Origin of the sequence: Pseudomonas sp. B34(2017) (genome assembly GCF_002112915.1) — a bacterium.
Lineage (GTDB): Bacteria > Pseudomonadota > Gammaproteobacteria > Pseudomonadales > Pseudomonadaceae > Aquipseudomonas > Aquipseudomonas pharyngis.
In genome coordinates this window covers 194,827-207,229 of record NZ_NEJA01000005.1, presented here as the reverse complement: position 1 = coordinate 207,229, position 12,403 = coordinate 194,827, and the positions used below count along the sequence as shown (strand labels likewise).

Annotated in this window: 9 protein-coding genes; 7 read left to right on the top strand and 2 right to left on the bottom strand. The window is 62.3% G+C overall.

The genetic code is table 11. From position 1 onward, the window contains the following. Positions 1 to 36: 36 nt before the first annotated feature. From parE to CAF80_RS17510, 5 genes are all read left to right on the top strand, one after another. On the top strand, positions 37 to 1,944 hold the full coding sequence (gene parE / locus CAF80_RS17530) for a DNA topoisomerase IV subunit B (RefSeq protein WP_039766602.1): 1,908 nt from the start codon (positions 37 to 39) through the stop codon (positions 1,942 to 1,944). Then, positions 1,944 to 2,933, top strand: coding sequence for an esterase-like activity of phytase family protein (locus CAF80_RS17525; RefSeq protein ID WP_039766604.1), 990 nt, complete (start codon positions 1,944 to 1,946; stop codon positions 2,931 to 2,933). The genes parE and CAF80_RS17525 overlap by 1 nt, the downstream gene beginning before the upstream one ends. Continuing rightward, positions 2,930 to 3,454: a TIGR02281 family clan AA aspartic protease gene (locus tag CAF80_RS17520; protein ID WP_039766607.1), complete on the top strand. Its 525-nt coding sequence runs from the start codon at positions 2,930 to 2,932 to the stop codon at positions 3,452 to 3,454. Before CAF80_RS17525 ends, CAF80_RS17520 begins: the two co-directional genes overlap by 4 nt. A 7-nt stretch (positions 3,455 to 3,461) precedes the next feature. Beyond that, positions 3,462 to 5,726 (top strand): DNA topoisomerase IV subunit A, encoded by a 2,265-nt coding sequence (gene parC, locus CAF80_RS17515; RefSeq protein WP_039766608.1) that lies wholly within the window; start codon positions 3,462 to 3,464, stop codon positions 5,724 to 5,726. A 177-nt stretch (positions 5,727 to 5,903) separates the two neighbouring features. Further along, entirely contained in the window at positions 5,904 to 6,614 is a 711-nt protein-coding gene (locus CAF80_RS17510) for a membrane integrity-associated transporter subunit PqiC (protein ID WP_039766610.1), read from the top strand. A gap of 375 nt (positions 6,615 to 6,989) precedes the next feature. On the opposite strand, the gene CAF80_RS17505 is transcribed toward CAF80_RS17510, so the two are convergent. Beyond that, positions 6,990 to 8,498 (bottom strand): AhpA/YtjB family protein, encoded by a 1,509-nt coding sequence (locus CAF80_RS17505; protein WP_074689624.1) that lies wholly within the window; start codon positions 8,496 to 8,498, stop codon positions 6,990 to 6,992. Positions 8,499 to 8,632: 134 nt separating this feature from the next. On the opposite strand from CAF80_RS17505, the gene serB reads away from it, so the two are divergent. Further along, positions 8,633 to 9,847: a phosphoserine phosphatase SerB gene (gene serB, locus CAF80_RS17500; protein WP_039766615.1), complete on the top strand. Its 1,215-nt coding sequence runs from the start codon at positions 8,633 to 8,635 to the stop codon at positions 9,845 to 9,847. A gap of 118 nt (positions 9,848 to 9,965) precedes the next feature. Here serB and CAF80_RS17495 read toward each other — a convergent pair whose 3' ends face one another. Beyond that, a complete protein-coding gene (locus tag CAF80_RS17495) occupies positions 9,966 to 11,720 on the bottom strand; it encodes a molecular chaperone (protein WP_085667718.1) in 1,755 nt (584 codons plus the stop codon). Positions 11,721 to 11,942: 222 nt separating this feature from the next. Between CAF80_RS17495 and CAF80_RS17490 the strand changes: the two genes are divergently transcribed. After that, positions 11,943 to 12,344: a hypothetical protein gene (locus CAF80_RS17490; protein WP_039766619.1), complete on the top strand. Its 402-nt coding sequence runs from the start codon at positions 11,943 to 11,945 to the stop codon at positions 12,342 to 12,344. The last annotated feature ends 59 nt before the right edge of the window (positions 12,345 to 12,403 follow it).

The window sequence follows — 12,403 nt, the reverse complement described above, 5'->3', positions numbered from 1 at the left end:
GCCCCATTTTCATTGAATCACTGACGACGAGACCCTATGGCCACTCCCAGCGCTAGCTCCTATAACGCCGACGCCATCGAAGTCCTCTCGGGCCTCGACCCGGTGCGCAAGCGCCCCGGCATGTACACCGACACCAGTCGGCCGAACCACCTCGCCCAGGAAGTCATCGACAACAGTGTCGACGAAGCCCTGGCCGGCCACGCCAAATCGATCCAGGTCATCCTCCACGCCGACCACTCGCTGGAAGTCTGCGACGACGGCCGTGGCATGCCGGTTGACATCCACCCGGAAGAGGGTGTTTCGGGCGTTGAACTGATCCTCACCAAGCTCCATGCGGGCGGCAAGTTTTCCAACAAGAACTACCAGTTCTCCGGCGGTCTGCACGGGGTGGGTATTTCCGTGGTAAACGCCTTGTCGACCCAGGTGCGGGTGCGGGTCAAGCGTGACGGCAACGAATATGAAATGACCTTTGCCGACGGCTTCAAGGCCACCGATCTGCAAGTGATCGGCACCGTCGGCAAGCGCAATACCGGGACCAGCGTGTACTTCGCGCCGGACCCGAAATACTTCGACTCGCCGAAATTCTCCATCAGCCGCCTCAAGCATGTGCTCAAGGCCAAGGCCGTTCTGTGCCCAGGGCTGCTGATCAGTTTCGAAGACAAAGGCACCGGCGAAAAGGTCGAGTGGCATTACGAGGATGGCTTGCGCTCCTATCTGGTGGATGCGGTCAGCGAATTCGAGCGTCTGCCGGATGCGCCGTTCTGCGGCAACCTGGCCGGCACCAAGGAAGCGGTCGAGTGGGCCCTGCTTTGGCTGCCGGAAGGCGGCACTTCGGTCACCGAAAGCTACGTCAACCTGATCCCGACGGAGCAGGGCGGTACCCACGTCAACGGTCTGCGTCAGGGTCTGCTCGACGCGATGCGCGAGTTCTGCGAATTCCGCAGCCTGCTGCCGCGCGGCGTGAAGCTGGCACCGGAAGACGTTTGGGAGCGCATCGCTTTCGTTCTGTCGATGAAGATGCAGGAACCGCAATTCTCCGGTCAGACCAAGGAACGTCTGTCGTCCCGTGAAGCGGCGGCGTTTGTCTCCGGCGTGGTCAAGGATGCGTTCAGCCTGTGGCTCAACGCCAACCCGGAAACCGGTCTGGCCCTGGCGGAACTGGCGATCAGCAACGCTGGCCGGCGCCTGAAAGCCAGCAAGAAAGTCGAACGCAAGCGCATCACCCAGGGCCCGGCATTGCCGGGCAAACTGGCCGATTGCGCCGGGCAGGACCCGATGCGTTCCGAGCTGTTCCTGGTGGAAGGTGATTCCGCCGGCGGTTCGGCCAAGCAGGCGCGAGACAAGGAATTCCAGGCGATCCTGCCGTTGCGCGGCAAGATCCTCAACACCTGGGAAGTCGACGGCAGCGAAGTGCTGGCCAGCCAGGAAGTGCACAACATCGCCGTGGCCATCGGTGTCGATCCGGGCGCCGAGGACATGAGCCAGCTGCGCTACGGCAAGATCTGCATCCTCGCCGACGCCGACTCCGACGGTCTGCACATCGCAACCTTGCTCTGCGCCTTGTTCGTCCAGCATTTCCGCCCACTGGTGGATGCCGGTCATGTCTACGTGGCAATGCCGCCGCTGTACCGCATCGATCTGGGTAAAGAAATCTACTACGCCCTCGACGAAGCCGAGCGCGACGGGATCCTCGACCGTCTGGTGGCTGAGAAGAAGCGCGGCAAGCCGCAGGTCACCCGATTCAAAGGCCTGGGTGAAATGAACCCGCCGCAACTGCGCGAAACCACCATGGACCCGAACACCCGGCGCCTGGTGCAGTTGACCCTCGGGGACGACTTCGCCCAGACCTCGGAAATGATGGACATGCTGCTGGCGAAGAAACGTGCCGGCGACCGCAAGACCTGGCTCGAATCCAAGGGCAACCTCGCCGAGGTTCTGGCCTGATGCGGTTTGGCTGGGCCTTGGCGGGTGCGTTGCTGCTGGGTTCGATGACGGTGTCGGCAGAGCCTGTGCAAGAATTGCGCGTGCTCGCCGAACACCCGGTCGAAGGCATGCGCGGCGGCAACCTGTCGGGGCTGGCCTTGTGCGGCAATGACCTGTGGACCGTTTCGGACCGCGACGATGATCAGATCTACCGTCTCGATATCCGCGACCGGGTCTGGCAGGCTACGGCCGTACGCATCGATCCGCCGAAAGTGCCGGACAGCGGCTTGCCGTGGGGCATCAGTTCGCGCACCTGGGCGGCGTCGTTCATTCGGGGCGGGGATCTGGATTTCGAAGGCATCAGCTGTGACAGCGCAGGCAACCGCTACATCGTCAGCGAGGCCCACGCGGCCGTGCTGCAAGTGCCGCCGCAGGGGCCGTCGTCGTGGCTGAAAATCTCGCCGATGATGGTTCGCGAGGCGCGGGCCAGCGGCATGCTGCTGCAATTCAACGCGTTATTCGAAGGGCTGGCGATCAACCCGGCGGGCGATCAGATGTGGCTGGCTGCCGAGCGGCAAAGTCGCGGTTTGTTGCTGATCAAACGCCAGCAGACGGTGTGGGATTGTGACGGTCGCTGCGTGCTGCTCAGTGAAGGCGGCATGGAAATGCAACCGCCGCAGTTCCCGAAAGCCCGTCCGGTCAATCGGGATTTTTCCGATATCTCCCTGTTCAACGGCAAGCTGTTTACCCTTGAGCGCAACGCGTACCAGATCTGTCGTCGCGATGCGCAGACGGCCAGGGTCGAGCTCTGCTGGTCGTATGCGGCCGAGCTGTTGCAGGCCAATCGGCGTTATTCACAGAACTTCGGCCTGGAAGAGGCGCTGGTGGTCGATGCTCAAGGCGCCTGGATCGGCGTCGACAACAATTTCGGCCCTCGCGCCGACGGCGAGGTTCGCCCGATCATCTGGCGTTTCGCCGCGCCTGAGGGTGGCTGGAGCGCCAAGCCGTGAGCCAGCAACCGCCGGGCAAGCGCGCCGGTCGGGTGCTGATGATTCTGGCGTGGTGCGCGGCGCTGTTTCTGGCCACGCGGTTTTTCAGCCAGTGGGAAGAACGCCAGCGTAATCCCAATGTGGAAGTGGCTTCGCAGCAGGGCAACGGCTTTATCGAAGTGAAATTGATCGGCAACGCCCAGGGACATTTTGTCGCCAGCGGCCTGATCAACGGTCGGCCGGTGGAGTTCATGCTCGACACCGGCGCGACCGATGTGGCAATCCCTGCCGAGGTGGCGAAAGACCTCAGGCTGGAAGAAGGTTTCGGTGTGACGCTGAGCACGGCCAATGGCCTCAGCCAGGGCTATCGCACCCGTATCGACCGCCTGCAACTGGGCGACATCGTGTTGCGGGATGTCCGCGCACTGGTGGCGCCCGGCCTGCATGGCGATCAGGTGCTGCTCGGCATGAGCGCCCTGAACAAACTTGAATTTACCCAGCGCGGTGGCACCATGCTGCTGCGCCAGACAACGAACCGATGAGGCCCGCATGAGCGACTCCCTTGATCTCAGCCTGGACGGTGTAGAACGCCGCTCGCTGGCTGACTTCACCGAAAATGCCTACCTCAACTACTCCATGTACGTAATCATGGACCGCGCCCTGCCGCATATCGGCGACGGCCTGAAACCGGTACAGCGGCGTATCGTCTACGCCATGAGCGAGCTGGGGCTGGACGCCGATTCCAAGCACAAGAAGTCGGCGCGTACCGTCGGCGACGTGCTCGGCAAGTTCCACCCGCACGGCGACTCGGCGTGCTACGAAGCGATGGTGCTGATGGCCCAGCCGTTCAGCTATCGCTACACGCTGGTGGACGGCCAGGGCAACTGGGGTGCGCCGGACGATCCGAAGTCCTTCGCCGCCATGCGTTACACCGAGGCGCGGCTGTCGCGTTACTCCGAAGTGCTGCTCAGCGAGCTGGGGCAGGGCACCGCAGACTGGGGCCCGAACTTCGACGGCACCCTGCAGGAACCGCTGGTGTTGCCGGCACGTTTGCCGAACATCCTGCTCAACGGCACCACCGGGATCGCCGTGGGCATGGCCACCGACGTGCCGCCGCACAACCTGCGCGAAGTCGCCACCGCCTGCGTGCGCCTGCTCGATGAGCCGAAAGCCACGGTCGAACAGCTCTGCGAACACATTCAGGGCCCGGACTACCCGACCGAAGCGGAAATCATCACCCCGCGCGCCGACCTGCTGAAAATGTACGAAACCGGCAAGGGCTCGGTGCGCATGCGCGCCGTTTACCACGTCGAGGACGGCGACATCATCGTCACCGCGCTGCCGCACCAGGTCTCCGGGGCCAAGGTGCTGGAACAGATCGCCGCGCTGATGCAGGCCAAACCATCGAAAGCCCCGCAGATCGCCGACCTGCGTGATGAATCCGACCACGAAAACCCGTGCCGCATCGTGATCATCCCGGTCAACAGCCGTGTCGATCACGAAGCGCTGATGCAGCACCTGTTCGCCAGCACCGAGCTGGAGTCGACCTACCGGGTCAACGTCAACATCATCGGTCTGGACGGCAAGCCGCAGCTGAAAAACCTCCGTGCGTTGCTGGTGGAGTGGCTGGAATTCCGCGTGCTGACCGTGCGTCGCCGCTTGCAATTTCGCCTCGACAAGGTCGAGCGTCGCCTGCACCTGTTGGACGGTTTGCTGATTGCCTACCTCAACCTGGATGAAGTGATCCACATCATCCGTACCGAGGAGCATCCGAAAGCCAAACTGATCGAGCGTTTTGCCCTCAGCGAAATCCAGGCCGACTACATCCTCGACACCCGTCTGCGTCAGTTGGCGCGACTGGAAGAGATGAAGCTGCGCGACGAGCAGGACGAACTGCTCAAGGAACAGGCCAAGCTGCAAGCCCTGCTGGGCAGCGAAGCCAAGTTGAAGAAACTTGTGCGCAGCGAACTGTTGAAAGATGCCGAAACCTACGGCGATGACCGTCGGTCGCCAATCGTCGAGCGCGCCGAAGCCAAGGCGCTGACCGAGCACGATCTGCTGCCGAACGAGAAAGTCACCGTCGTGCTGTCGGAAAAAGGCTGGATCCGTTCGGCGAAGGGCCACGATATCGACGCCACCGGCCTGTCGTACAAGGCCGGCGACGGCTTCAAGACTTCGGCGGCGGGGCGTTCGAACCAGTCGGCCGTGGTCATCGACTCCACGGGCCGCAGTTACTCGCTGGCCACCCACACCCTGCCATCGGCACGGGGCCAGGGTGAGCCGTTGACCGGCCGTCTGACGCCGCCGCCGGGCGCAACGTTCGAGTGTGTGCTGATGCCTGAGGAGGACTCGCTGTACGTGATCGCCTCCGACGCCGGTTACGGTTTTGTGGTGAAAGGTGAAGACCTGCAGGCCAAGAACAAGGCCGGCAAGGCCCTGTTGAGCCTGCCGAACAACGCCAAGGTGATCGCGCCGCGTCCGGTTGCCGATCGCGAACACAACTGGCTGGCCTCGGTGACGACCGAGGGTCGCCTGCTGATCTTCAAGATCAGCGATCTGCCACAATTAGGGAAGGGCAAAGGCAACAAGATCATCGGTATTTCCGGTGAGCGTGTGGCCAGTCGCGAAGAATATGTCACGGACATCGCCGTTCTTCCGGAAGGCGCCACCTTGGTGCTGCAGGCCGGAAAACGCACCTTGTCGCTGAAGGCCGATGACCTCGAGCACTACAAAGGTGAGCGTGGTCGCCGTGGTAACAAACTGCCACGTGGCTTCCAGCGAGTGGATGCGCTGCTCGTCGAAAACCTCAATTAGGCGTCCTAGACGCTCCGATCTACGATTTAACCCGTAGATCGGCGCTTTGGCGCTGGAGTCGGAACGCATATTCACGGATGATATGGCCTTTCCAAGCGCCGGCGTGGCCGAGCGTTATTCATATTTATTGAGTATTTTCACTGTGGTCAGCCTTGTGGCGGCCACCTGGACGGGATGATGACTTCTCTGCGCCCCCTTATTTTCCTGCTCGCCGGCGTTCTTGGTCTGGCGGGTTGCAGCGTTCACCAGCCGGTGTCGCTGTATCAGCTGGACAGCGGAAGTCCGGCCCAGCCTGCGCAAAGCGCGGGCATGGCAGTTTTGCTGGGCCCTGTGATCGTTGCCGATTACCTGCAACGGGAAACCCTGTTGCAGCGTCAGCCGGACGGCAGCCTGCAGGCCTCGACCGATGGTCGCTGGGCCGGTAGCCTTTCATCGGACATCGATCAGTTGCTGTTGCGTCAGGTTGCCGGGCATCTGGACAGTCAGCGCGTGGTGCTGGCGCCAGCGACCCTGGGCTTCACCCCGGATGTGCAGGTGCTGTTGACCATCACTCGTCTGGATTCCGGTGCCAAGCAACCGGCGATTCTGGACGCGCAATGGCGCCTGATCGACCGCCGTGGCCAGGTGCGTGACAACCGCATCGTCCATCTGCAGGAGCAACATGCCGGTACCACCGCCGCGCAGGTGCAGGCGCAGGGCGTGTTGTTGCAGCGTCTGGCCGAGCAACTGTCGGTAGCGCTCAAACCGTTGGCCAATCAGCCACCGGTCGCCGAGGCGCCACGCAAGTCGGCACCGAAACCGGCAGCGCCGGCGGCGGAAGCCGAGAAACAGCCGAAGATACCGATGGCTTCGCCGATTCGTACGGATATGGAAGTGTTTCGCTTCTAAGGCTGGAACGAGTCAGAACAGAGCCCGCCTTGTGCGGGCTTTGTTGTGTCTAGAGCTGTGAAAAGTCAAAGGCCCCTCACCCCCGCCCTCTCCCGGAGGGAGAGGGGGCCGACCGAGGTGTCTGGCGTTATCCATCGACCTGAAAGATCTTGGCGATTATGGATTTGGCGCAGTGCGGTCTTACGATTGTGGATTCGGCACGGCACGTTCAGGTCGGTGTAGATACCCAATATTCTCCTATCAGTCCCCTCTACCTCTGGGAGAGGGCTAGGGTGAGGGGGCTCCAAAGCCTGGCGCAATCACGAAAACGCCACGCACAAAAAAGCCCGCAGACAATCACTCATCTGCGGGCTTCTTCGCATCAAGGGCAAGGCCTCAGGCCCGGCGCTCATGCATCCGCGCCAGTTGCCGCTCAAGCATCGACGGATAAGGCTCCATCAACCGCTCCACGCAGCAAGCCCCCTCAGGGCTGGCAATCGGCCGGATTCGTGCGCGCTGGCGAATCAGCGCGTCGTCACCGATCTTGCGCTCCACCAGCAGCAGGTTGCGGCTGTGTTGCGACAGGGCCAGGGCGTCCTGGGCGGAATCGGTCAGCAACAGGTCGATCTGGCTCAGGCCGAACAGTTCGTCACCCAGCGTCAAGCCCAACTGCAATTGCAGGGTGATGCCGCTGTCGGCGACTTCGATCTGCAACTGGTGGCCCAGCGCCCGCAGCAGCTCGCCGCAGCAGATGGCGTTGGTCAGGTAATCGTCGCCGCTGTCTTCAGTGTGGAACAGCATCAGGGTGCTGCCGTCGTTCAGGGTTTCGATTTCGCCCTGGTACAACGAAGCAGCCTGCTCCAGACAGTCGCGATAGCGATCCTGCAACTCTTCCAGTCGTGCCCGCGGCAAGCGGCGCAGTTGTTCCTGCGAGCCCAATTGCACCGCCAGCACCGCCGTGTGTTGCGGCACGCTCGGGGTCGGTCGGCGCACGGCCGGTTGCGCGGTATCGCTCAGCGATTCGTCACGCAGATCGGCGAACGGGTCTTCGTCATCGTCGTCTTCAACGGTGCTGACCACATGGCGTGGCGCAGGCTTCTGCGCAGCCATCGGGCGGCTTTCGTCGAAACTCGGATCACGCAGGTTGCGCACTTCGAATTCCGGCTCGTCGTCCTCGAACTCGGGTTCCGGTTCCGGCTCCGGTTCGGCCGGCTCCGGGGCGTAGTTGGCGTGCAACTGGCGGGCAAGATCGCCGATCTCGTCCTGACGCTCGATACCCGGCGTGTATTCGTCGATCCGGCGCAGCCACACGCGCAATTGCAGCAGCGGCGTGGAGATGTGCCGGCCCAGACGCAGGCTCAGGGCCAGGGACAGTGCCAGCAGGATTGCACTCAGGATGCCCATGCTTTGCAGGCTGATGGTCATCGGCTGCTGGAACTGATCCATGTCCAGGCTGATGCGCAGTTGTCCGGCGGTCACGTCCTGGAAGGTGATCTTGCTCTCGTACATGCCCTCGGCTTCGCCCAGCAGGCCGTGCTTGGGCCGCTGACCGGACTCGGCGAGGATGCGGTTGTCCACACTGTAGATGGCGGCGTGGGCCACCAGTTTGTTCTTGGTCAGGTTGTTGAGCAGCACGTTGAGGCTGAGGATGTCGTTGGACACCAGCAGTTCGGTGGCAGAGGTGGCGGTCTGCGTAGTCAGGCTTTCGCCCAGCGCATCGGCCTGCTCGTGCATGGCCTGCTTGAACTGCAGGCCCATCACGCAGGCATAGATCACCAGGGCCAGGGCGACCAGGATCACGTTATGGCTGGCAATGCGCAATGCAATCGGTACACGGCGGTGGCGCAGTGCACGGAAGATCAGCAGAAAGAAGTTATCGGTTTTAACTGGCGTGGGCCGGTTCACTGAGCTCGGCTCTTTTGTCCGTGAAGTTGACGCGCAGTATAGCGACAGGCCCTAGACCGGCAAAGCGCTGGCGGTGCCCGATGGTCACTGAAAGTGGGTAGAATGCGTTTTTTTTCCAGTTGCGGGGGTGCGCGTTGCGCGAAATCGTCCTGATTAACATCACGGGAGTCGACCGTCCGGGTCTGACGGCGGCCATTACCGGTGTTCTGGCCCAGGGTGGTGTGAATATCCTCGACATCGGTCAGGCGGTGATCCACGACATGCTGTCGTTCGGCATCCTCGTGGAAATTCCCGACTCCGAGCAAGGCAAGTCGGTGCTCAAGGACATCCTGTTCAAGGGTTATGAGCTCGACCAGCAGGTGCGTTTCACCCCGGTGTCCGAAGAGGATTACCAGCAATGGGTGGGCAATCAGGGCAAGAAGCGCCACATCGTTACCCTGCTGACCCGCAAGGTCACCGCCGGCCAGTTGCAGGCTGTGAGCTCGATCACCGCCAAATACGGCCTGAACATCGACCATATCGACCGTCTGTCGGGTCGCATGCCGCTGGACACCCCGGCTGACAAGGGCAAGGGCTGCATCGAGTTCTCCGTACGAGGCGAAGCGGCCGATCCGCAGGCCCTGCGCGCCGAGTTCCTCAGCGTGGCTCAGGAGCTGAACGTCGACATCGCCTTCCAGGAAGATTCGCTGTTCCGTCGCAACCGTCGTCTGGCGGTGTTCGACATGGACTCGACCCTGATCGAAGCCGAAGTCATCGACGAACTGGCCAAAGCCGCCGGCGTCGGCGACCAGGTTTCGCAAATCACCGAGCGGGCAATGGCCGGCGAGCTGGATTTTCGCGCCAGCTTCAAAGAGCGTCTGGCACTGCTCAAGGGCCTGGATGTCAGTGTGCTCGATTCGATCGGCGCCTCGCTGCGCCTGACCGAGGGCGCCGAAACCCTGTTTGCCGAACTCAAGCGCCTGGGCTACAAGACCGCGATTCTGTCGGGCGGCTTCACCTACTTCGCCAAGCAATTGCAGGCCAAACTCGGTATCGACTACGTGTTCGCCAACGAACTGGAAGTGGTCGACGGCAAGTGCACCGGCGTGGCAATCGAGCCGATCGTCGATGCCCAGCGCAAGGCCGATCTGCTGAAGCAGCTGGCTGAAAAAGAAGGTTTGCGTCTGGAGCAGACCATCGCCGTGGGCGACGGCGCCAACGACCTGCCGATGCTGGCGATTGCCGGTCTGGGCGTGGCGTTCCGCGCCAAGCCGCTGGTCAAGCAGTCGGCGAAGCAGGCGATCTCGACCCTGGGGTTGGATGGCGTGCTGTACCTGCTGGGCTTCCGCGATCGCGACGGACAGCTCTGAAAGCTCTGTCGCCTGAGCTGGCCCCTTCACGAGCAAGCCCGCTCCCACAGTGGAATGCATTTCAAATGTGGGAGCGGGCTTGCTCGCGAAAGGGGCGCCCAGGATTATCCGATTCCACTCAAAGGGATTTCCACAACGAGTCGAAATCCTCCTCGCTCCCGCCATTCTGCGCGGCCTCCAGCGAGCGATAGGCAAACTGATTGAAACTGTGAGTGCTTGCCACCCGCCGGTCCAGCCCGGCGCGATGCTCTTCACCCTGGGTATTGATCAGCACTTTATTGCCTTCCTGAAACGGCAGCCGTGGCGCCAGTAACGTCGCCGGCAAGTCGATCGCACTGATTTCCGGCAATAACAACCCTCGCAGGTAATGGCTGTGATCATCCCGGGTGCGCACCAGCTGCAAGCCGCAGGGCTGAGCGTGGGGCGCCACCAGTTCGATGCCCATTTGCGTACCGGCGCCGCGCACCTGGCGGATCCAGCGCACCACGGCAATGCTCCAGCCCTGATTGAGGCTGTCCTGAATCCCGACCATTTCCCCGGCCTGCAATTCGGCAGGTACTTCTTTTGGCCAGGCCAGGCAATAACCGCCGGGGCTGTGGTTGATGACGGGCAAGGCATAGGTCGGATAATGCGGCGGGCTGTCGGTGCCGCTTTCGTCGTCGGCCAGCGGTTCGTAGCGGATTTCCTCGTAGGGCAGCAATTCCTCGGACGTACCCTGTGGCGCGGCATCGAACGCCTGGCTCCAGCTGTCCTTTTCCCCCTGAACCACCGCGCGGCTGAAATTCGCCGCACGGGCGCCGGGGTGCTTGAGCAATTCGCTGAAAGTGCGTTCGCCGCCGAGGTAGAAGTGCAGGGCGCTCATGCCGACGCACACGGTCAGGTTGCCCTGGCCGACGGTGCGCTGAAAGCTGCGCTCGGCGGTTTCGCCCCAGGCCGCGTGCAGGTGTTGCAGGGTGTCGAGGGTCAGGCCGGCCGGCACGGGCAGCGGCGTCGTTGTGTCCTGATGCTGAAGGTGCGCCTCGATGGCATTCACCAGCGGTTGCGGATCAAAACCGAGCAACCCTGCCTGTTGCTCGCTGCGAAACTGCGAGCGGTAACGCGGGCCGGCGTCGATGTCTGCCGAGACCGCGAACAAGCCCGCGCCCGGATTGGCGGGCTGCAGTTTCAGCCACGCGCTCCACGGTTCCATTACTTGGGCCAGGCGCGCGATCTGATTCTGTCGCAACTGATTGCAGCGGGCACTGCCCAGCAACAGGGCCGCGAGGTAGGTCTGTTCGACACTCAACTCGCCGGTCAGACTGGCGAGGTCGTCGCGTACCCGGCGATGCTGAAGTTGCAGCTCGCAGGCGCAGCGAAACAATTGATGCAGTTCGAACCACAGCTGTTCCGGCGCCGGGCTGTACAACTGCGTGGCGCGAACCAGTTGCCCTTTCAGCGCGTGGGCCGCCCGCTGCAACGCTTCGCTCACCAGGGCTGCGCGATCCCGGGAGTACTTGGGCGCGATCCGCAGAATGATGTGTTTGTAACCGATGGCCAGCTGACTTTGCAGGGCCTGGCACAGATTGCTGATCTTGCGTGAGCGCTCATCGAGCATGATCGCCTGATGCAGAAAATGCCGTTCCAGGTGCTGGCAGACGAAATACACCTCAGGCCGCAACAGCTCAAGCAAATGCAAGCGGTTGTCGCTGGGGGTCAGCAGTTGATTGAGTTCGTTGAGGCCTTGATACAGCAGGCGCGCGGTTTCGCCGATGTTGGCCTTGGGCAGGTCGGCGATCCAGCGTTTGAGGTCGCGCGGGGTGGCTTCACAGAAGGACAGGCGCAACTGCGTGGGCGTCGGGGCGCTCAGTGGTGGTCGGGATCGTGGCTCACTCATGCCGTGACAAGCTCCGGCGGCGAATAGGGCAATGCCCAAAACTCTAGCAGTTGTGGTCTGTTTCGCAGGTGTTTGTCAGGGTTTTTTACCGTTGGTCTACTGGCCTGGTGCCATTCCCGCAGGCGCTACTAGTCTCTCAGACGTGCGATCGGAAACGCACGGTTGCACGGCCTGCCGTCAACGTCGGGGCAGGTCTCCCGAAACTTCAAGGAGATGAGGTTCATGTCTAAATACGCAGTGGCAAATCAATGGGGCGGTAGTTCGGCACCTTGGCATCCGGGTGGAACCTGGGTGCTGGGCGCGCGGGACAACCAGAACGTCGTCGCGATCGAGATCAAGTCCGGCGACGGTGGCAAAACCTTTACCGGCACCATGACCTACGCCGGTGAAGGCCCTATTGGCTTCAAGGCTCAGCGCACTGGCCAGAACCAGTACAACGTCGAGAATCAGTGGGGTGGCAACGATGCCCCCTGGCATCCAGGTGGCAAGTGGGTGATCGGCGGGCGGGATAACCAGAACGTTATCGCGTTGAGCGTCACGTCGAGTGACGGCGGGAAAAACCTCAGTGGCACCAATACCTACGCCAACGAAGGGCCGATCGGCTTCCGTGGGCAGATAGAGTAACGGCGCCACCCAGGTCGAATCCGCCCCTTCGCAGACGTGCGAAAGGGCGGATCAACCGG

Excerpts from the sequence above, each read along its gene's own strand:
- CAF80_RS17525 (WP_039766604.1), top strand. The coding sequence starts at position 1,944 with ATGCGGTTTGGCTGGGCCTTGGCGGGTGCGTTGCTGCTGGGTTCGATG.
- CAF80_RS17490 (WP_039766619.1), top strand. The coding sequence starts at position 11,943 with ATGTCTAAATACGCAGTGGCAAATCAATGGGGCGGTAGTTCGGCACCT.
- CAF80_RS17495 (WP_085667718.1), bottom strand. The coding sequence starts at position 11,720 with ATGAGTGAGCCACGATCCCGACCACCACTGAGCGCCCCGACGCCCACG.
- CAF80_RS17510 (WP_039766610.1), top strand. The coding sequence starts at position 5,904 with ATGACTTCTCTGCGCCCCCTTATTTTCCTGCTCGCCGGCGTTCTTGGT.
- parC (WP_039766608.1), top strand. The coding sequence starts at position 3,462 with ATGAGCGACTCCCTTGATCTCAGCCTGGACGGTGTAGAACGCCGCTCG.
- parE (WP_039766602.1), top strand. The coding sequence starts at position 37 with ATGGCCACTCCCAGCGCTAGCTCCTATAACGCCGACGCCATCGAAGTC.